Source organism: Streptomyces sp. NEAU-YJ-81, from assembly GCF_017592595.1.
GTDB lineage: Bacteria > Actinomycetota > Actinomycetes > Streptomycetales > Streptomycetaceae > Streptomyces > Streptomyces hygroscopicus_B.
Genome location: NZ_JAGFNO010000003.1, coordinates 541,045 through 560,195, shown reverse-complemented (window position 1 = coordinate 560,195; position 19,151 = coordinate 541,045). Strand labels below are relative to the sequence as shown.

Annotated in this window: 16 protein-coding genes and 1 riboswitch; of the genes, 12 read left to right on the top strand and 4 right to left on the bottom strand. The window is 71.7% G+C overall.

Annotated elements, in window-relative coordinates; translation table 11 throughout:
• Positions 1-75: 75 nt before the first annotated feature.
• The 7 genes from J5X86_RS10930 (at position 76) to J5X86_RS10900 (ending at position 9,046) form a co-directional block, all read left to right on the top strand.
• The gene (locus tag J5X86_RS10930; protein WP_208516513.1) at positions 76-1,722 is read left to right on the top strand and encodes a cytochrome P450; all 1,647 of its coding nucleotides are present in this window, start codon (positions 76-78) and stop codon (positions 1,720-1,722) included.
• Between the two features lie 76 nt (positions 1,723-1,798).
• Positions 1,799-2,338, top strand: coding sequence for a GNAT family N-acetyltransferase (locus J5X86_RS10925; protein WP_208516512.1), 540 nt, complete (start codon positions 1,799-1,801; stop codon positions 2,336-2,338).
• Between the two features lie 76 nt (positions 2,339-2,414).
• Positions 2,415-2,489, top strand: a riboswitch (cobalamin riboswitch).
• Positions 2,490-2,657: 168 nt separating this feature from the next.
• Positions 2,658-3,920, top strand: coding sequence for a prenyltransferase/squalene oxidase repeat-containing protein (locus J5X86_RS10920; protein ID WP_208516511.1), 1,263 nt, complete (start codon positions 2,658-2,660; stop codon positions 3,918-3,920).
• Between the two features lie 359 nt (positions 3,921-4,279).
• Positions 4,280-4,897, top strand: coding sequence for an SCO2322 family protein (locus tag J5X86_RS10915; RefSeq protein ID WP_243980099.1), 618 nt, complete (start codon positions 4,280-4,282; stop codon positions 4,895-4,897).
• A gap of 146 nt (positions 4,898-5,043) precedes the next feature.
• A complete protein-coding gene (locus J5X86_RS10910) occupies positions 5,044-6,327 on the top strand; it encodes an energy-coupling factor transporter transmembrane component T (RefSeq protein WP_374229241.1) in 1,284 nt (427 codons plus the stop codon).
• Positions 6,324-7,946 (top strand): ABC transporter ATP-binding protein, encoded by a 1,623-nt coding sequence (locus J5X86_RS10905; protein ID WP_208516509.1) that lies wholly within the window; start codon positions 6,324-6,326, stop codon positions 7,944-7,946. Before J5X86_RS10910 ends, J5X86_RS10905 begins: the two co-directional genes overlap by 4 nt.
• Before the next feature lie 125 nt (positions 7,947-8,071).
• On the top strand, positions 8,072-9,046 hold the full coding sequence (locus J5X86_RS10900; RefSeq protein WP_243980094.1) for an ECF transporter S component: 975 nt from the start codon (positions 8,072-8,074) through the stop codon (positions 9,044-9,046).
• Here J5X86_RS10900 and J5X86_RS10895 read toward each other — a convergent pair.
• Positions 9,030-10,199: a steroid 3-ketoacyl-CoA thiolase gene (locus J5X86_RS10895; RefSeq protein ID WP_208516507.1), complete on the bottom strand. Its 1,170-nt coding sequence runs from the start codon at positions 10,197-10,199 to the stop codon at positions 9,030-9,032. The genes J5X86_RS10900 and J5X86_RS10895 overlap by 17 nt on opposite strands.
• Positions 10,200-10,461: 262 nt before the next feature.
• On the opposite strand from J5X86_RS10895, the gene J5X86_RS10890 reads away from it, so the two are divergent.
• Together J5X86_RS10890 and J5X86_RS10885 are read left to right on the top strand one after the other, a co-directional pair.
• A complete protein-coding gene (locus J5X86_RS10890; protein WP_119987594.1) occupies positions 10,462-11,694 on the top strand; it encodes a cytochrome P450 in 1,233 nt (410 codons plus the stop codon).
• Positions 11,695-11,752: 58 nt separating this feature from the next.
• Positions 11,753-12,352 carry an HD family hydrolase gene (locus J5X86_RS10885; RefSeq protein WP_208516506.1) on the top strand — a complete coding sequence of 200 codons (600 nt, stop codon included), beginning with the start codon at positions 11,753-11,755 and terminating at the stop codon, positions 12,350-12,352.
• A gap of 139 nt (positions 12,353-12,491) precedes the next feature.
• Here J5X86_RS10885 and J5X86_RS10880 read toward each other — a convergent pair whose 3' ends face one another.
• From J5X86_RS10880 to J5X86_RS10870, 3 genes are all read right to left on the bottom strand, one after another.
• Positions 12,492-13,121: a superoxide dismutase family protein gene (locus J5X86_RS10880; protein WP_208516505.1), complete on the bottom strand. Its 630-nt coding sequence runs from the start codon at positions 13,119-13,121 to the stop codon at positions 12,492-12,494.
• Between the two features lie 99 nt (positions 13,122-13,220).
• Positions 13,221-15,305 carry a bifunctional glycosyltransferase 87/phosphatase PAP2 family protein gene (locus tag J5X86_RS10875; RefSeq protein WP_208516504.1) on the bottom strand — a complete coding sequence of 695 codons (2,085 nt, stop codon included), beginning with the start codon at positions 15,303-15,305 and terminating at the stop codon, positions 13,221-13,223.
• Between the two features lie 272 nt (positions 15,306-15,577).
• Positions 15,578-16,393: a helix-turn-helix domain-containing protein gene (locus J5X86_RS10870; RefSeq protein ID WP_208516582.1), complete on the bottom strand. Its 816-nt coding sequence runs from the start codon at positions 16,391-16,393 to the stop codon at positions 15,578-15,580.
• 165 nt (positions 16,394-16,558) lie between these two features.
• On the opposite strand from J5X86_RS10870, the gene J5X86_RS10865 reads away from it, so the two are divergent.
• The 3 genes from J5X86_RS10865 (at position 16,559) to J5X86_RS10855 (ending at position 19,118) form a co-directional block, all read left to right on the top strand.
• Positions 16,559-16,969 (top strand): DUF2000 domain-containing protein, encoded by a 411-nt coding sequence (locus tag J5X86_RS10865; RefSeq protein ID WP_208516503.1) that lies wholly within the window; start codon positions 16,559-16,561, stop codon positions 16,967-16,969.
• 48 nt (positions 16,970-17,017) lie between these two features.
• The gene (locus tag J5X86_RS10860; RefSeq protein ID WP_078641130.1) at positions 17,018-17,344 is read left to right on the top strand and encodes an antibiotic biosynthesis monooxygenase; all 327 of its coding nucleotides are present in this window, start codon (positions 17,018-17,020) and stop codon (positions 17,342-17,344) included.
• A gap of 577 nt (positions 17,345-17,921) precedes the next feature.
• Positions 17,922-19,118: a helix-turn-helix transcriptional regulator gene (locus J5X86_RS10855; protein WP_208516502.1), complete on the top strand. Its 1,197-nt coding sequence runs from the start codon at positions 17,922-17,924 to the stop codon at positions 19,116-19,118.
• Positions 19,119-19,151: the final 33 nt, after the last annotated feature.

The window sequence follows — 19,151 nt, the reverse complement described above, 5'->3', positions numbered from 1 at the left end:
GGGTGCGGGTCGCCCTGACCGGAAGCTAGCCTTACCCGCTCCGGCGCACCCACCCCCGTATCAGCAGGAGCATGCGTGACGAGCCCCACCCGCGATTCCGCCCCCACCCCAGGCCCGGATTCCGGCCCGACGCCCGGTCCGGATTCCAGCGCGATACCGGGCCCGGATTCCGCCCCGGCTCCAGGTCCGGATCCCGCCCCGGCACCCGATCCGGCAGCCGGTCCGACACCGCCCCCGGGCTGCCCCGCGCACTCCGGTCAGGCCCCGGCCGGGGAACGGCTGGAGTCGCTGCACGGCCCCGAGTTCGCCGCCGACCCGGCCGCCACCTACGCGCGGCTGCGGGCGCACGGGCACATCGCGCCCGTGGAGCTGTCGCCCGGCGTCCCCGTCTCGCTCGTCACCAGCTATCAGACCGCGCTGGACATCCTGCGCAGCCCCGAGACGTTCTCCAAGGACGCGCGCCACTGGCAGGCTCTCGCCGACGGCACCATCCCCCTGGACAACCCCGTCGTGCCGATGATGATGTACCGGCCGAACGCGCTGTGCAGCGACGGCGAGGCACATCACCGGCTGCGCGCGGCGATCTCCGACACCTTCGACCGGCTGGACATCCACGCGCTGCGCCGCTACGTGGAGCGCAGCGCCGACTTCCTCATCGACCTCTTCGGCCCCAAGGGCGAGGCCGATCTGCTCAAGGAGTACTCCGCCCGGCTCCCGCTGCTCGTCTTCAACCAGCTCTTCGGCTGCCCGCCCGAGCTGAGCGACAAGCTCGTCAGGGCGCTCTCGGCGCTCTTCGACATCACCGAGGACTCCGAGCAGGCCAATGTGCTCCTCGCGGAGACCCTCTTCGAGCTCATCGCCCTCAAGCGGGCCACTCCGGGTCCGGACATGACGTCCTGGCTGATCGCCCACCCCTCCGAACTCACCGACGAAGAGCTGGTCCACCAGATCGTCGTCCTCGTCGGCGCGGGCACCCAGCCGCAGCAGAACCTGATCTGCAACGGGCTGTTGCTCCTGCTGTCCGACGAACGGTTCGCGGGCGCTCTCGCGGGCGGCACCATGCTGATCGAGGACGCGCTCAACGAGGTGCTGTGGAAGGACCCGCCGCTGGCCAACTTCTGCATCCACTACCCGCGCCATGATGTGACGGTCGACGGACACCGGCTGCCCAAGGGCGAGCCCGTCGTCATCAGCCTCGCCGCCGCCAACAACGACCCGTATCTGCTGTCGAACCGGCGCGGCAACCGGGCACATCTGGCGTGGAGCGCGGGCCCGCACACCTGCCCCGCGAAGGACCCGGCCCAGGTCATCGCCGCCGTCGCCATCGAGAAGCTCCTCGATCGGCTCCCCGACCTCGAACTGGCCGTGCCCGCCGAACAGTTGGAGTGGCGGCCCGGACCCTTCCACCGGGCCCTGGCCGCGCTGCCGGTGCGCTACCCGCGGACGGCCGCCAAGTCCGATGAGGCGCTGGCCGAGATGGTCGCCGCGGCGACGGCGACCGGCGCGGGAGCGGTGGGCAGCACACCGCCGGTCGCCGGGGAGAACACCGGGCAGGCCGGGGAGACCTCCCCGCACGACGGTCCCGCCGAGGCCGCGCCGTCGGCGGACGACACGGCGTCCAGCGCCACGGCGTCCACCGCCACGGCGCCGGAACCCGGCTCCGAGCACGAGGCCCGCCGCCGCTGGTGGAAGTCCCTGGCCCAGTGGTGGCGCCGCGGGTAGCGGAGAGCGCGCTGTCCCCCGGCCCCCCGCGTTATCGGATTGCCGGGTGGTGCGCGGCCGCGTAGCGTCGCGGCGCATGACCGCGACGCTGCGCACCGCGCGCCTGCTGCTCGAGCCGTACCGGCCCGAGGACGAGGACGCCTTCGTGGCTCTGTTCCAGGACCGGCGGGTGTCCCGCTGGATGGGAGACGGAGAGCCCGCTCCGGAGGCGGAGGACCGGGCGCTGTTCGGGCGGATCTTCACCAAGGTCTACGCCCAGCGGCTGTTCGACGTCTGGGCCGTCCGCGAGGACGGCCGGTACGTCGGCCACGCCGAGATCAAGCCGACCGAGGTCACCGGCGGCCACGAGATCGTCTACGCGCTGGCGCCGGAGGCGTGGGGGCGCGGTCTGGGGACGGAGCTGGCCGAGGCGGTCGTCGGCCACGGCCTCGGCGCACTCGGCCTGAGCGCGGTGCACGCCACGGTCACAGCGGCCAACGACGCGTCACTGGCCCTGCTGACCCGGCTCGGCTTCGCGCACCGCCGCGACATCGAGGAGGACGACGGCACCACGACGCGCTGCCTCACGCTCGTCCGGGGCGACCGGCGTCGGCGAGCGGCGTCCGTGGAGAGCTGAGGCCGACGGAGGGCGGCTGACGTCGCCCGATAAGTCGGCGGATAAGCTGTCCGTAAACTTCATACGCGTCCGATCGGGGGAAGCCGGTGCGATTCCGGCGCTGACCCGCAACCGTGAGCGCGCCCCGCGGGGCGTACGAGCCGGAACACCCGGGCGGGCGCGACGACGCAGGCTCCCGCTGCCGGAGGACCGGTGGCGGCACCGTCGAGGTATGCGGAGCTGAGCCGGGTGCCAGACGTGTCGCGGAGCGTTCCGCACGCGGATGGACGGCCGTGCGCGGCTGCGTGCGCCCGTCCACCGACCGAGAGGCACCACAGCCATGAACATTCGCCGCAGCGTGGCGGCTCTTTCCCTGTGCGCCGCCCTGGGCGCGGCCGCCGCGCCTGCCGCTGTCGCCGATGACAGCCCGGCCGGGCGTTCCGAGGGGCTCTACGGCGCCAAGGACCCGAAGTTCGACGGGGTGTGGCGGCAGTCGCTGGCGCTGCTCGCCCAGGACGCGGTGGGCGTCACCCCGGCGAAGTCGGCCATCGACTGGCTGACCGGGCAGAGCTGCGCGGACGGCGGCTTCGCGGCGTATCGCGCGGACACCTCGAAGGCGTGCGACCCGAAGAAGGGCGAGTTCACCGACGCGACGGCGGCGGCGATCCAGGCGCTGGCCGCGGTGGGCGGCCGCGCCGACACCGTGGAGAAGGGCATCGGCTGGCTGAAGCGCCACCAGAACGACGACGGCGGCTGGGGCATGAACCCGGGCGGGCCGAGCGACGCCAACTCCACCTCGGCGGCGATCGGCGCCTTCGCCGCCACGGGTCAGGACCCGGCGAAGCTGAACGCCAAGGGCGGCAAGAGCCCGTACGACGCGCTGCTCGGACTGCAGCTCGGGTGCTCGGCGAAGGCGGACGAGCGCGGGGCGTTCGCGTACACCGCGGACAAGGGCAAGCCCGTCGCCAATGAGCTGGCCACCGCGAGCGCCGCGCTGGCCGCCCAGGGCAAGGGCTTCGTCTTCGAGACGGTCGGCAAGGACGGCGGCGCCGAGCCGAAGCCGCTGCGTTGCGCGGGCGGGACGGATGGAGCCGGTTCACCCAAGGACGCCGCCGAGGCCGCCCTGGCCCACCTCTCCCGCGTCATGTCCGACACCGATATGCATCTGAAGTCCGCGATGCCCGGCGCCAAGGACCAGCCCGACTTCGGCGGCACCGCCGACGCGGTGGTGGCGCTCGCCGCCGGGGAGCACAGCGCGACCGCGGGCAAGCCGCTGCAGTGGCTGCAGGGCAAGGACAGCGGCGCGGCGGCCTGGGCCAAGGGCGACCCGGGCGCACTCGCCAAGCTGATCCTCGCGGCCCACGCGGCCGGCGCCAACCCGCGCGACTTCGGCGGCGCCGACCTCGTACAGCAGCTCAACGCCGCCGGCCCGAAGCCCGAGGCGGCGGCCCCGGGCGCGGAGTCGGACGGCAAGAGCGAGAAGAGCGAGAAGAAGAGCGACGACGGCGGGGTCGGCGGCGTCTGGTGGACCGTCGGAGTCTGCGCGATCGCGGGCGTGGGCATCGGCTTCCTGCTCAGCGGCCGAAAGAGGCGGCAGCTTTGACCCTGCGCACGGACGTGAAGTCGACCCCGCACACGCAGGCTTCGGCCCCGCGCGCCCAGGTGGCTTGGGCGCGGCGCGCCCAGGCGGCTTCGGCCCCGCGCACCGGCGCGGCTAGGGCGCGGCGCGCTCGCACGGCGTGGGTCCGGTACGCGCACGCGGCATGGGGCCTGTGCACGCGCGCGGCTCGGGTCCTACGGGGCCGCGCGGCCTGGGCCCCGCGCACCCGCGCGGCGTGGGTCCGGTGCGCGTACGCGGCCTCGACGCCACGCACACACGCGCCCTTCGCCCCGCGACCCCGCGCCGCCCGGCCGCTGTTGCCCGTCGTCGCCCTGCTGCTGCCCGTTCTCGTGCTGTTCGCGATGTTCGGCGCCGCGCCCGCGCAGGCTGCCGACGGGTATCGCTACTGGTCGTTCTGGCAGCGGGGCTGGGACGGCGGGGGCTGGACCTATGCCGTCCAGGGGCCCTCCTCGGCGCGGCCCGGTGATGGTGACGTGATCGGTTTCCGGTTCGCGGTCAGCGAGGACTCCGACGACGCCACCCGGCCGCGTGACACGGCCGGTTTCACCGCCGTCTGCGCCGACATCCCGGCCAAGGGCGGCACCAAACGCGTCGCGGTGGTCCTCGACTTCGGCACGGCCGCCGACGCGCCCGACCACCGGACGCCGCCCGCGCCCCGTACGGAGTGCGCACAGGTCGGCGAGGACGCCACCGCCGGGGAGGCGCTCGCCGCGGTCGCGAAGCCGCTGCGCTACAACTCCGCCGCGCTGCTGTGCGCCATCGCCGGATATCCGGAGTCGGGCTGCGGTGACAAGGTGACCACCTCCGGGAACGCCCACGCCGCCCCCAAGGGCGACGGCGGCGAGGCGAGCGACGACGGCGGCTCAGGTGGCCCCTCCGCCGGGCTGATCGGCGGGCTCGCCGCCGTGGTCCTGCTCGGCGCCGCGGCGGTGTGGCAGGCGCGCCGCCGTCGCGTATGAGCGCGCGGATGACCGCCATGCCACCGCGTGCCACTCCCGACGCCACCGCCCCGCGCCGCCGCCCCCGCCTCGGGTTCCGCACCCGGTTCCGCGCCCGGCCGCGCGCCGGGGCCCCGCGCGGCAGTGCCCCGCGCAGCGGAGGCGCGCTGCACGCGGGGGCCTGGTGGCTGTGGGCGCTCGGGCTGGCCACGGCCGCGTCCCGGACCACCAACCCGCTGCTGCTGGGGCTGCTCATCGCGGTCGCGGGCTATGTGGTGGCCGTACGCCGCACGGACGCCCCGTGGGCCCGCTCGTACACCGCGTTCCTCAAGCTGGGTCTTGTGGTGCTGGCCATCCGGCTGTTCTTCGCGGTCTTCTTCGGCTCGCCGATCCCCGGGACGCGGGTGCTCTTCACGCTCCCCGAAGTCCCGCTGCCCCACTGGGCGCAGGGGGTGCGCATCGGCGGCCGGGTGTCGGCCGAGGGGCTGGTGTTCGCGCTGTACGACGGGCTGCGGCTGGCCACCCTGCTGATCTGCGTCGGTGCCGCGAACGCGCTGGCCAGCCCGGCACGGCTGCTCAAGTCGCTGCCCGGCGCGCTCTACGAGGCCGGGGTGGCGGTCGTGGTGGCGATGACCTTCGCACCGCATCTGGTGGCGGACGTCCAGCGGCTGCGCTCCGCCCGTCGGCTGCGCGGCCGCCCCGACCGCGGGGTGAAGGCGCTGCTGCAGGTCGGACTGCCGGTGCTGGAGGGCGCGTTGGAACGGTCGGTGGCCCTGGCGGCGGCGATGGACGCACGCGGCTACGGCCGCACCGCGAAGGTCCCGCCCGCCGTCGCCCGTACCACCACCGCGCTGACGTTGGGCGGGCTGCTCGGCGTCTGCTGCGGTACGTACGGCCTGCTCGCGGCCGAGGGCGCGGGCTACGGTCTGCCACTGCTGCTCGCGGGCCTCGCCGCCGCGCTCGGCGGACTGTGGCTGGGCGGCCGCCGCTCGGTGCGCAGCCGCTACCGCCCGGACCGCTGGGGCGTCCGGGCGTGGCTGGTGGCGGGGTCGGGTGCGGCCGTCGCGGCGCTGATGATCCGGGCCGCCTCGTACGCCCCGGGGGCCCTCCAGCCGTCCGTCGTCCCACTCACCGCCCCGACGCTGCCACTGTGGCCCGCGGCTGGCGTACTGCTGGGCCTGCTCCCGGCCTTCGCGTCCCCGGCACCGACACCGGCTCCACCGGACAACGCCCCCACCGAACCGGCCCGAGCCCGGGACCGACAACGCCCGGAACCCCCGGGCACCGGTCCCAGCACCCGACCCGCCACCAAGCCATACCCACGGCCCGACGACGCGACAACGGAGCCGCCCCCGGCCCCCGACAACCACCCCACCCCCACCGCACCAACCCCACCCGGCGAGCGAGAGGACGAGCGAGCCGGGGCGGGGCCTGAGGAGGCCAGCCCGTGATCCGGTTCGAGCAGGTGTCGGTGCACTACGACGGGGCGGCGCGGCCAGCACTGGCGGGGGTGGATCTGACCGTCCCCGAAGGGGAGTTGTGTCTGCTCGTCGGCCCGTCCGGGGTCGGCAAGTCGACACTGCTGGGCGCCGTCTCCGGTCTCGTACCGCATTTCACCGGTGGCACCCTGCGCGGCCGCGTCACCGTCGCGGGCCGGGACACCCGTACCCACAAGCCGCGTGAACTGGCCGACGTCGTCGGCACCGTGGGCCAGGACCCGCTCGCGCACTTCGTCACCGACACCGTCGAGGACGAGCTGGCCTACGGCATGGAGTCCCTCGGCATCACGCCGGACACCATGCGCCGCCGGGTCGAGGAGACGCTGGACCTGCTGGGCCTCGCCGAGTTGCGGGACCGTCCCATCGCCACGCTCTCCGGTGGGCAGCGGCAGCGCGTGGCCGTCGGCTCGGTGCTCACGACCCACCCCCGCGTCCTGGTCCTCGACGAACCGACCTCCGCGCTCGACCCGGCCGCGGCCGAGGAGGTGCTGGCCGTGTTGCAGCGGCTGGTGCACGACCTGGGCACCACCGTGCTGATGGCCGAGCACCGCCTGGAGCGGGTGGTGCAGTACGCGGACCAGATGATCCTGCTGCCCTCCCCCGGCGCCGCCCCGCTGGCCGGGCCACCGGCCGAGTTGCTGCCGGTGTCGCCCGTCCAGCCCCCCGTGGTGGCGCTGGGCGGCCTCGCGGGGTGGCCGCCACCGATGCCGCTGTCCGTACGGGACGCGCGCCGCAAGGCGGGGCCGCTGCGGGACCGGCTGGCGTCGCTCACCCCGCGGACGGTGGCCGATCCGCCGCCGGGCGAGCCGGTGGGCGAGGTGGCGCGGCTGTCCGTGCGCCACGGCCGGGTCGAGGCGCTGCGCGGAGTGGACCTGTCGGTGCGGCCGGGCGAGACGGTGGCGCTGATGGGACGCAACGGGGCGGGCAAGTCCACGCTTCTGGCGAGCCTGGTCGGACTGCACGAACCGGCCTCGGGGTCGGTGCGGGTCGGCCCGGGCCGGGTCGTACCGCATCGCACCCGCCCCGCCGAACTGCTGCGCCAGGTGGGCCTCGTACCGCAGGAGCCGCGCGATCTGCTCTACGCGGACACGGTCGCCGCCGAATGCGCGGCGGCCGACCAGGACGCGGGCGCGGCGCCCGGCACCTGCCGTGAGCTGGTCGGCCGGCTGCTGCCGGAGGTGGCGGACGCCGCCCATCCGCGCGATCTGTCGGAGGGACAGCGGCTGGCGCTGGCCCTGGCCGTCATCCTCACCGCCCGTCCGCCCCTGCTGCTGCTCGACGAGCCGACACGCGGCCTCGACTACGCGGCGAAGGCGCGGCTGGTGGAGGTGGTGCGGGGGCTGGCGGCGGACGGCCATGCGATCGTTCTGGCCACCCACGATGTGGAGCTGGCGGCCGAACTCGCCCACCGCGTCGTCATCCTGGCCGAGGGCGAGGTGGTCGCGGACGGGCCCACGGCGGAGGTGGTGGTGTCCTCCCCCGCGTTCGCCCCACAGGTGGCCAAGGTCCTGGCGCCGCTGCCGTGGCTGACGGTGCCACAGGTGCGCCAGGCGCTGGAGGGAACACCATGAGCGGGCAGCGCCCCCTGAGCGGCGAGCCACACCGGGCCGAGGCATACGGCACACAGCCGACCACGGCGTACGGCACCGAGCCGACCGAGGCGTACGACCCAAAGCCGACCACGGCATACGACACGATGCCGACCGAGACGCACGACACGGAGCCGACCGCGGCGTCCAGCGGTCGCATCCGGGCCGTACGCCTCGGCCCCCGCTCCGTGGCGGCGCTCGCCCTCGTCTCCGCGATCGGTGTCGTCGCCTTCGGCTGGCCGCTGTTCGCACCGGGCGACTCCGGGATCACCACCCATGCCGCCGACGCGCCCTGGCTGTTCGCCGCGCTGCTTCCGCTCCTGCTGGCCGTGGTCGTGGCGACCATCGCGGACACCGGTCTGGACGCCAAGGCCATCGCGATGCTCGGGGTCCTGGCGGCGGCGGGAGCGGCGCTGCGGCCGCTGGGCGCGGGGACGGCCGGGATCGAGCCGATGTTCTTTCTGATGGTGCTGTCGGGGCGGGTGCTTGGCCCCGGTTTCGGCTTCGTCCTCGGCGCCGTGTCGATGTTCGCGTCCGCGCTGCTCACCGGCGGCGTAGGGCCGTGGATGCCGTTCCAGATGCTGGCCATGGGCTGGGTGGCGATGGGCGCGGGCCTGCTGCCCGGCGCCGCCCGGCTGCGCGGCCGGGCCGAGTCGCTGCTGCTCGCCGGGTACGGGGCGGTGGCGTCCGTGGCGTACGGGACGGCCATGAACCTGCAGGGCTGGACCCTGATGCAGGGCATGGCCTCGGGGATCTCCTACGTCCCCGGCGATCCGCTCGGCGAGAACCTGGCCCGCTTCGTGGCGTACTGCCTGGCCACCTCGCTGGGCTGGGATCTGCCGCGCGCCGTGGTCACGATGGTGCTCACCCTCACCCTCGGCGGCGCCATCCTCAAGGCCCTGCGCCGAGCAACCCGCCGCGCGGCCTTCGAAGCCCCAACCACCTTCGAGGCCCCGGCCACCCCGGAAGAACCAGCCACCCCGGAGGAACCGGCCACCCCGGAGGAACCGGCCACGCCCAAGGCCCGCGGCTCCGGGGACCTGACGCCCCCACAGCCGCTCAGCCCTACAACCGCTGAATAATCGTCCCCGTAGCCAGCGCCCCACCCGCGCACATCGTGATCAGCGCGAATTCCTTGTCCGCGCGCTCCAGTTCATGCAGCGCCGTCGTGATCAGGCGCGCCCCCGTGGCCCCCACGGGATGTCCGAGCGCGATCGCGCCGCCGTTCACGTTCACCTTCGCCAGGTCCTGTCCGAAGACCCGTGCCCAGGACAGCACCACCGAGGCGAACGCCTCGTTGATCTCGACCAGGTCGATGTCCTTCAGCGTCATCCCGGCCTTGCCCAGCACCGCCTTGGTCGCGTCGATCGGCCCGTCCAGATGGAAGTGCGGATCGGTGCCGACCAGGGCCTGGGCCACGATGCGGGCGCGCGGGCGCAGCTTCAGTGCCCGGGCCATCCGTTTGGAGGCCCACAGCACCGCGCACGCGCCGTCGGAGATCTGGGAGGAGTTGCCCGCGGTGTGCACGGCGTTCGGCATGATGGGCTTGAGCCCGCTCAGCGCCTCCATGTTGGTGTCGCGCAGCCCCTCGTCCCGGTCGACGGCCCGCCACATGCCCTCTCCGGCGCTCTGTTCCTCTTCCGTCGTGGGCACCTGCACCGCGAAGGTCTCGCGCTTGAACCGCTCCTCCGCCCAGGCCCGCGCCGCCCGCTCCTGGGAGATCAGCCCGAGGGCGTCCACATTCTCCCGGGTCAGGCCGCGGTGGCGGGCGATCCGCTCGGCCGCCTGGAACTGGTTGGGCAGATCCACGTTCCACTCCTCCGGGAACGGTTTGCCCGGGCCGTGTTTGGAGCCGCTGCCCAGCGGCACCCGCGACATGGCCTCGACCCCGCAGCCGATGCCGATGTCGATGACACCGGTGGCGATCATGTTGGCCACCATATGGTTGGCTTGCTGTGACGAGCCGCACTGACAGTCCACCGTCGTCGCCGCGGTCTCGTACGGCAGGCCCATCGTCAGCCAGGCGGTGCGCGCGGGGTTCATCGACTGCTCCCCCGCATGGGTGACCGTACCGCCGACGATCTGCTCGACGCAGTCGGGCTGAATGCCGGTACGGGCGAGGAGTTCGCGGTAGGTCTCGCCGAGCAGATAGGCGGGGTGGAGGTTGGCGAGCGCGCCTCCGCGCTTGCCAATGGGGGTGCGTACGGCTTCGACGATGACGGGTTCCGCGGCCATGGCTGTCTCGTCCTCTCATCGCATCCGCGGGGCTCCCGGCAGCGCCCGCGCCAGAACTAGTACGCGTTCTAGTTCTTCAGCTCAGTCTGCTGAGGCCCGGCCCGGCGGCGCAAGGGTTGTGCAGGGGTTGAGCGGACCTGGAGCCGTACCAATCCCCCGAAATAATGGCCGCGTTCTCTCTTGCGACTTGTAGAACCCGTTACTACGTTGCGGACACTTCTGATAGGCCGTCAGATCTCCCAGTCAGATCTCTGGAGTGGCCATGTCCTGTCCAGCGCTCCCCGAAGGCTTTGACCTCACCGACCCCGACCTCCATCAGCATCGGGTGCCACTCCCGGAGCTCGCCCGGCTGCGGCAGACCGCCCCGGTGTGCTGGATCCCCCAGCCCCACGGCATCGCCGGCTTCGGCGACGACGGCTACTGGGCCGTCACCCGCCATGCCGATGTCAAGGAGGTCTCCACCCGGCCGGAGATCTTCTCCTCCCACGCCAACACCGCCATCATCCGCTTCAACGAGCACATTCAGCGGGACCAGATCGACGTCCAGAAGCTGATCATGCTCAATATGGACCCGCCCGAGCACACCCGGGTCCGCCAGATCGTCCAGCGCGGCTTCACCCCGCGCGCCATCCGCGCCCTTGAGGACGCCCTGCGCGACCGCGCGGAACGCATCGTGGCAGGGGCCCGGGAGAGCGGCAGCGGGGACTTCGTCACCGATGTCGCCTGCGAACTGCCGCTGCAGGCGATCGCCGAGCTGATCGGCGTCCCCCAGCAGGACCGGTCCAAGATCTTCGACTGGTCCAACAAGATGGTCGCGTACGACGATCCGGAACTGGCCATCACCGAGGAGATCGGCGCCGAGTCGGCCATGGAGCTGATCTCGTACGCCATGAACCTCGCCGCCGACCGCAAGGCGTGCCCGGCCAAGGACATCGTCAGCCGGCTGGTGGCCGCCGAGGACGAGGGCAATCTGGGCTCGGACGAGTTCGGCTTCTTCGTGCTGCTGCTCGCCGTCGCCGGCAACGAGACCACCCGCAACGCCATCAGCCACGGAATGCACGCCTTCCTCACCCACCCCGACCAGTGGGAGCTTTTCAAGGCCGAGCACCCCGCCACCGCCGCCGACGAGATCGTGCGCTGGGCCACCCCCGTGATGTCCTTCCAGCGCACCACCACCCAGGACACCGAACTGGGCGGACAGCACATCGAGGCGGGCGCGCGGGTCGGTGTCTTCTACTCCTCCGCCAACAACGACCCCGAGGTCTTCGACCGCCCCGAAGACTTCGACATCACCCGCGACCCCAACCCCCATCTGGGCTTCGGCGGTGGCGGACCGCACTTCTGCCTCGGCAAAAGCCTGGCGGAGCTGGAGATCCGGCTGATCTTCCAGGCCATCGCGGACACCCTCCCGGACATCCGGCTCGCGGGTGAGCCCCGGCGGCTGCGTTCGGCCTGGCTGAACGGGATCAAGGAGCTGAGGGTGACGTATACGTAAGCTGTTCGTGCCGTGCCAGGAGTCCCACAACGCCCCGGACGCGGGCACACTGACCGCCATGAGCGAGATGTACGGTCCGCACGGCGCGGCGGGCGATCGGCGAAGACTTTTCGACTTCATAGCCCTGACCGCCCGCCTTCGTGAGATCGAGCGCGCCAACAACGCCACCCCGGAGCGCAAGGAAAGCGTCGCGGAGCACTCCTGGCATCTGGCGATGGTGAGCTGGATACTGCACGGCGAGTTCGAACGCGAGGCCGGGCAGCGGCTCGACCTCACCAAGATGCTCAAGCTGTGCCTGATGCACGACCTCGTCGAGATGGACGCGGTGGAGCGGGGCGCCGGGGGCGGTGAGCCCCCGCGCTTCGCCTCGCTCCCCGCGCCGCTCGGCACCGAACTGCCGGCGCTGTGGCGGGAGTACGAGGAGGGCCGTACGCCCGAGGCGTGTCTGGTGCGCGGGGTGGACCGGCTCAACCCCACCCTGATGCGCTGTCTGACCGGCCAGGGCTGGGGCGATATGGCCACCGACAGCCACGCTCCCGTGGACGCCGAGGCGCTGGACGGACTGCATCTGCCACGGGTCGCCGTGAGCGAGACGCTGCGCGCGCTGTACGAGGAGATCAGGAACGCCTCGGTGGAGGGCGGGCTGCTGCCGCCCTGAGCCCGGGCCGCTTCGCCCTGAGCCCCGCTCGGGCTGCTGCCACCCTGAGCCCCGCTCGTCGGGCTGCTGCCCTGAGCCCCGCTCATCGGGCTGCTGCCGCCCTGAGCCCCGCCGCCCCACCGGGCGCCCCGGAACGCCGCTACTTGAACGGCACGTTGACGCACGCCAACCGGGCGCCGGCCTGCCCGGCCTTGCCCTGTGTGGTGCCCGTCGCATGCTTGTGGATCACCACGGAATGGGCCCCATCGGACCTGAACTGCCACTTCTCCCAGGACTTGGCATAGCCCTTACCGGCGCCGTTGGTGGTGACATCCAGCCAGACCTCGTTGTGCGGGTTGGCGTACTTCGGATTGGTCGAGGGCTGCCTGGGATCCTCCTTGTTCTGGTAGTGCGGCCCCGATGAGTCGGGCTTGGTGCCACACGGCTTCGTATGGACATGGATCCCGTAGTGGTGGTGGGGCGCGAGGCCGCGCACGCTGAGGAACACGAACGTGCCCTTGTGCATCATGCGGTGGCCATGGCCTTCCCCGCCCTCATGGTGCTTCATGCCCTTGCCACCCACGCGCAGCTCGGCGATAAACACCGTGGCGGACGTCGGCACCAGCTTCTTGTCGTACGTCACCGCATCGGCTTTCTCCGCCTGCGACGCCGGTTGGAACTTGTCGTGGACGAAGACGAAGGGGTGCGGCGGCGCGGCGGCCGCGGGGGTCGCTATGGCCATCGAAGCACCCATCGCGACCGCCGCGGTTACTGCCTTCACCAGGGACATCGTTGATCCCTCCTCGGTCGGGGTCCCCGCTCCCCGTCTCGATTCCCGGATCCCCCCGGTTAACGCGCTTTCACGCCTTTCCGCCCCCTTCTCACCACGCTAGACCCGCTGGTCATGCCGCTCAACGCGAGCCCGTCCCTCTTTTGGGGGCTCGGCCCCGGCATCGGCGGGCTCGGCGTCGACCGGCTCGGCGTCGTCATGCCCACCGCTACGCTGCCGCACCAGCCCCGGTACCAGCCCTCTGGCCCGGGCGAGCGCGGCGCCCATCGACGCCGACAGCGGTGGCGCCTCCTCGCGCGGGCGCTTGCCCACACCGAGCAGCACGTACTGCAGCCCGAACCCGGCCGAGACGATGGCCGCGCCGCCGATCGCGTCCAGCACATAGTGGTTGGCGGTGCCCACGATGACCGCCGTCGTCAGCAGCGGGTACAGGATGCCGAGCACCTTCGCCCATACGTACGGCGCCACGATCGCGATGACCACCCCGCACCACAGCGACCACCCCACATGCAGCGACGGCATGGCCGCGTACTGGTTGGACAGCTTGGTGAGCGCGCCGAAGTCCGGGTTGTTCAGATCCTGCGGGCCGTGCGCGGTGTCCACGTACCCGAGCCCCATCAGCCGCGGCGGGGCCAGCGGGTAGAGCCAGAAGCCGACGAGGGCGAGCATCGTGGCGAAGGCCAGCGGCGTACGGGCCCAGCGGTAGGTCGCGGGGCGGCGCAGATACAGCCAGGCCAGCAGGGACAGCGGGATCAGGAAGTGGAAGGTGCTGTAGTACCAGTTCATGAAGTCTTTGAGCCATCCGGTGTCGGCCACGATGGCGTTGAACCAGTGCTCGATGTCGATGTGCAGCCAGCTCTCGAGGGTGAGCACCTGGTCTCCGTGGCCCTCGGCCACGCTGCGCTCGTCCGGGGCATGGGCGCGGATCCAGGAGTAGGCGAAGTAGCCGACGCGGATCAGCATCAGCTCGAGCATCAGGTTCGGGCGGGACAGCGGCCGCTTGAGGAAGCGCAGCAGCGGCACCCAGGCGAAGCGGCTCTTGGCCGGGTCGGCGACCGGCGTCGGCTCGGGGTCGTCCCAGCGCGGCGAGGTGCGGGAGTGGAACGGCACCACACAGGCGGCGACGAGCGCGGCGAGAAGCGGCGCATTGTAGCCGATATGGCCGAGAATCTCGATGTCGGGCAGCAGCGCGGTGCGGCTGAGCGACATCGTCAGCACCACCAGAACCGGCCACACCAGCCGGTCGGAGCCGCGCCGCCCCACCCGGCCGACCACGGCCAGCAGGATCCATAGCTGCTGGTGCTGCCAGGAGGTGGGCGAGACCGCGAGCGCGACGCTGCCGGTGATGGCGGCGGCGAGCAGTAGCTGCCCGTCCTTCGCGTAATACACCGCGCGCCGCAGGCCGATCACCGTGACGGCGACCGCGAGCACCGCCAGCAGCGCCAGCTCGACCGGGCCCTCGAGACCGATGCGCAGCAGCAGCCCGTGCAGCGACTGGTTGGCCAGGCTGTCGGCGGGCGCGCCGAGCCCGGCGCCGCCGATGTGGTGGCCCCAGTACGTCCACGAGTCGTGCGGCATAGCCGCCCAGGCGAGCGCGGTGCACCCGGCGAACGTGGCGCCCGCCAGCGCCGCGGCCCGGCGCCGTCCGATGAGCCACAGCACGACGGCGAACAGCAGCAGCGCGGGCTGCAGCGCCGCGGCGACCCCGATGAGCACACCGGCCTGCCGCCCGGAGGTTCTGGGCAGCAGGCTGAGGACGACCAGGAGCACCGGGATGATGCTGGTCTGGCCGAGGGTGAAGGTGTTGCGCACCGGAAGCGAGAGCACCAGCAGGCTGATGGCCAGCGGTGCGGCGATCAGCGAGGTGCGGCGGGAGACCGGGCCGGGCAGCGACCGGGCCACGACCAGCCCGAGGACCACGACCAGCAGCAGGGTGCCGAAGGTCCAGGCGACCCCGAGGCTCTGTTCGGCGGCCCGGGTCAGGGGCTTGAGGACGAGCCCGGAAAACGGTGTGCCGGTGAAGGAGTCCCCGTCGTACAGCGACCCCCTGACATGCAGCACGCCCTCTTCGCCGATCCAGGTCTCCAGGTCGGTCAGCCGCTCATCGGGGGGCAGCCGCAGCACCGCCGCCGCCTGACGGACCGCCAGCACACCGGCCAGGAGCCACAGGGCCACGAGCCCCATTCTGGTCCGTGACGTCCGCGCCCCGACGGCACCGGGGCCCGGCCCCGTGTCCGGGGTTCTCCCCAGTCCGCTCCGCTCCACGTTCGCCACGCCCTGCCGCTCCCCCACTCGCCCTTTTCACCTGTCCTGGATGTCTGGAGACCCTACTGAGCCCACTACTCAGACGCCGAACACTCCCACTTCACCTGACCGTCGTCCGAGGTTGTCCGAAAGATGTCAGGCTTTGGCAGGGTGCTTGCGCTCCGCGTGAGTCCGTACGGTCCGGCCCAATTTCACCAGGGCTGCGGGGTGCGCCGCGAATCGGGACCCGCGGCGCGCTGAAATGTTCCCGGCGTCACTCCGAAGCACCGCACGAACCACCGGTGGAAATGGCTCTGGTCGGCGAACCCCGCCTGGGCCGCGGCCTCGGCCGCGCTACGGCCCGCCACCAGCAGCCCGCGCGCCCGGCGCAGCCGGAGCTGCCGCTGGAAGTCGCTCGGCGCCATCCCGTAGGCGGCGCGGAACGCCCGGTAGAGCGCGAAGCGGCTGCACCCGGCGGCCTCCGCGAGCCGCGCCGCCGGGATCTCCTCCAGGTACGCCTCCTCCAGCAGCGCCCGGGCCCGCCGCGCGGCCCGCGCCTGCTCACCGCTCCCGCCCGGCAGCTCCCGGGCGCGCAGCGGCCCGGTGGCCCCGCGCCGTACCAACGCCCCCACGGCCGCCGTCAGCCGCTCGTCCCGCACCAGCGGACCGGCGCCACCGACCAGGGCGGTATGCAGCCGCAGCAGGGCTGGGACGAGTACGGGATCGGAGACCACCGGCCGGTCGAACAGGGGCAACGCCGCCCGGTCGGCGGCGCTGTCGGCCACATCAGCGAGGACATTCCGCATCACATCGGGACCCATATGGACGATGCGGTACTTGTAGCCGAGCTCGGCGGCCGCCTCCCCGTCATGCGGATCGTCGGGATTGAAGACCATCACCATCCCCGCCCCGCTGGTGCGCAGCGCACCCCGGCACCGGAAGCGCTGGGCGCCGATCTCGGTGACGGCGAAGGAGTAGGCGTCATGGCTGTGCGGATGGAAGCGATGGCTGAAGAAGTGCGCGTGCATGGCCTCCACGGCCCGGTCGGGATCGCGCCAGTACCGGACCCAGTCCGCAGGCCCCCGCTCCCCTTCTCCTGCCACACCCACGCCCCCATTGTGCCGCCGTGCCGCGTACCGCCCCCGCACCAGCGTTCAAGACCCCGGGCCGGAACGGTGGCGAGACTGCCGTCCATGCGTTTCGACACCAAGATCGCCGTCATCGTCCGCACCGACCTCGCCGACTGGCAGAAGCTGAACGTGACCGCGTTCCTCTCCAGCGGCCTGGCGCACGCCACGGACGAGATCGTCGGCAAGCCGTACGAGGACGCCTCGGGCAACGTCTACCTCCCGATGTTCCGCGAACCGGTCCTCGTCTACGCCGCCGACGCCCCCGCCCTCACCCGCACCCACGCCCGCGCCCTCTCCCGCGACCTGCCGACGGCCCTCTACACGGAGGAGCTCTTCGGCACCAACAACGAGGACGACAACCGCGCGGCGGTCCGCACCATCGACGCCGACGCGCTGAACCTGGTGGGCCTCGCGGTCCACGGACCGCGCGGCCAGGTGGACAAGGTGACCAAGGGCCTGAAGCTGCACGGCTGAGGGTGAGCCACCGCCGACGCGCGACATCGGCTACGGCAAGATGGGGCCATGAGCGTAGTCAAGATCAATGTGCTGACCGTGCCGGAGGAACAGCGCGAGGTGCTGGAGAAGCGCTTCGCGTCACGCGCCGGAGCCGTGGAGGGCTCCGACGGTTTCGAGTGGTTCGAGCTGCTGCGCCCGGTCGAGGGGACCGACCAGTACCTCGTCTACACGCGCTGGCGCAGCGAGGAGGACTTCCAGGCGTGGATGGAGGGCCCCATGAAGGCGGCCCACCAGCACGGCGGCGAGGACGCCCCGAAGCAGAAGCCCGCCGCGGCCGGCTCCACCCTGTGGTCCTTCGAGGTCGTCCAGCAGGCCGCGCCCAAGCAGGGCTGAGACGGGCCCCTTATGAACATCGTCAGCCCCCTGGCCCTGGCCAGAGGGCTGACGGTTTCGTGTTGCACCCGTCAGTACGACTGACGGATGGTCATGTGCACCGACACACATCGGTGGCACTGACACGGCGGCCACACCGACGTATCCAGCGGCATCAGGGGCTCGGTGGACCTGATCACGCGTGTCGGCCCGTAGGTCTTTCCGCTGTCCCGCGACACTCGCAGGGTCATCATCGCGCGGCCCTTCACCGGGCTGCCTCGCTGTGCAGCGGGCCGTTGTGGTGCCGCTGGAGTTCGATGAGACACGTGGTCGCCCACTTTTGATCCCCGTTACGCCTTGCTTCGGCTTGCTGTCGTAACAGCGCCCCGCACACATCGCAGTCGTCGTTGGGCGTGTTCGCGGGTGGGGTGGCTGGGCTAGTGTCCGACACGTTGTCGCTCCCGTTAGCGATAGCCATGCCCCCGGGCCGGTCGCACGGTCGCGGGGGTCCTTGCGTACGCCCAAGACAACCGCGAATGTGCGGTCGCGGTTGGTGATCACCTGGTGACTGCGCGGTGACAGCCGTACCCTGGTCACCATGGGCAGCGGGGAGTTCAGCCAGAGGGTCCGCGACTTGCTTCGCGACCGGGACATGAGTGTTCGGGCGGTCGCTCGCCACCTGAATTACGACCACGCCTATCTGTCCCGTGTGCTCTCCGGGAAACAGCAGCCGTCGAGGCAACTCGTCACGGCGTTGGACACCCTGCTCAAGACAGACGGGGAACTTGCCGCAATCGCGGCACGAGTAGCACCGCCGCCAGTTTCGCCGGAAGCTACTGAATCACCGGCCATCACTGATCGGATACTCAGACTCAACGAGGCACGTGGAGCTGACTTCGTATACGCCATCCGGGAGACTTCCCGTCGGCTGGTCGTCCTGGACAACGAACTCAGCGGAGTATCGATCGCAGAGCCCGCAGGCCGCGCGTTCAAGGTCGTGCATCGGCGGCTCGGAGTCGGAGACTACGACCCTCGGTACGAGCGCGACATTCAGTCGGCGGCTGCGGAACTCGCGGAAGTCGCCGGTTGGGCTCTCTGGGACGCGGAAAGAGACGACTCCGCGCAGCGCTTCAACTATGAGGCGCTATTTCTCGCGAAACTCTCCGGGGATCGCTCCATCGAATTGCTGACGCTACAGAACATGGCGATGCAAAGTGAATGGCGCGGACGGAACCAAGAGGCGCTGTCCATCGCCCGGTCGGTGCTCAACGGAAGGCGGCTGTCCCCGCGCGTGGAGGCGATGTTCCGCATCCGTGAAGCGAAGGGGCTGGTCGGCACGGGACGTACGTCGGATGCCATGGAGTCGCTCCAACGCGCCCGGTCGCTCATCGAAGACGGTAACGACGTCGGTGAACCGGACTGGACATGGTGGGTGACCAGCGGGGAAATTGACCGCCAGTGGGGTCACACACTTCAGATCGCCGGTGAAGTAGAGAACGCTATCGAGCTACTACTGCAATCCGCACAACCAGGGCGTGACGTCACGACCGGCTACTCAAGCGAGCGGGTGGCGCGGCTCGCACAATGCCTACTGGACGTCAATGCCTGGCGCGACGCGGAAGACGTCATCAAATCCCTGGTCACCGCCGCACCCGGAATCTCCTCGGGACGGACCCTCCGCCTCATCGGTCACGTCGCCAAGCAGCGCGAAAGGCTGAACGGTGCGCCGTCAAGCCTTACGGACACTCTTGAGCACCTGACAGAAAAGCTCGACGAGGATCCATTCACGCTGTGATCGCCCCGAGGGCGGCACTTGTGCCGCCCTCGG

Coding starts and splice junctions, on each gene's coding strand:
- J5X86_RS10925 (WP_208516512.1), top strand. CDS start 1,799: ATGACCGCGACGCTGCGCACCGCGCGCCTGCTGCTCGAGCCGTACCGG.
- J5X86_RS10920 (WP_208516511.1), top strand. CDS start 2,658: ATGAACATTCGCCGCAGCGTGGCGGCTCTTTCCCTGTGCGCCGCCCTG.
- J5X86_RS10915 (WP_243980099.1), top strand. CDS start 4,280: ATGTTCGGCGCCGCGCCCGCGCAGGCTGCCGACGGGTATCGCTACTGG.
- J5X86_RS10900 (WP_243980094.1), top strand. CDS start 8,072: ATGCCGACCGAGACGCACGACACGGAGCCGACCGCGGCGTCCAGCGGT.
- J5X86_RS10895 (WP_208516507.1), bottom strand. CDS start 10,199: ATGGCCGCGGAACCCGTCATCGTCGAAGCCGTACGCACCCCCATTGGC.
- J5X86_RS10890 (WP_119987594.1), top strand. CDS start 10,462: ATGTCCTGTCCAGCGCTCCCCGAAGGCTTTGACCTCACCGACCCCGAC.
- J5X86_RS10885 (WP_208516506.1), top strand. CDS start 11,753: ATGAGCGAGATGTACGGTCCGCACGGCGCGGCGGGCGATCGGCGAAGA.
- J5X86_RS10880 (WP_208516505.1), bottom strand. CDS start 13,121: ATGTCCCTGGTGAAGGCAGTAACCGCGGCGGTCGCGATGGGTGCTTCG.
- J5X86_RS10875 (WP_208516504.1), bottom strand. CDS start 15,305: ATGGGGCTCGTGGCCCTGTGGCTCCTGGCCGGTGTGCTGGCGGTCCGT.
- J5X86_RS10870 (WP_208516582.1), bottom strand. CDS start 16,393: ATGCACGCGCACTTCTTCAGCCATCGCTTCCATCCGCACAGCCATGAC.
- J5X86_RS10865 (WP_208516503.1), top strand. CDS start 16,559: ATGCGTTTCGACACCAAGATCGCCGTCATCGTCCGCACCGACCTCGCC.
- J5X86_RS10860 (WP_078641130.1), top strand. CDS start 17,018: ATGAGCGTAGTCAAGATCAATGTGCTGACCGTGCCGGAGGAACAGCGC.
- J5X86_RS10855 (WP_208516502.1), top strand. CDS start 17,922: ATGGGCAGCGGGGAGTTCAGCCAGAGGGTCCGCGACTTGCTTCGCGAC.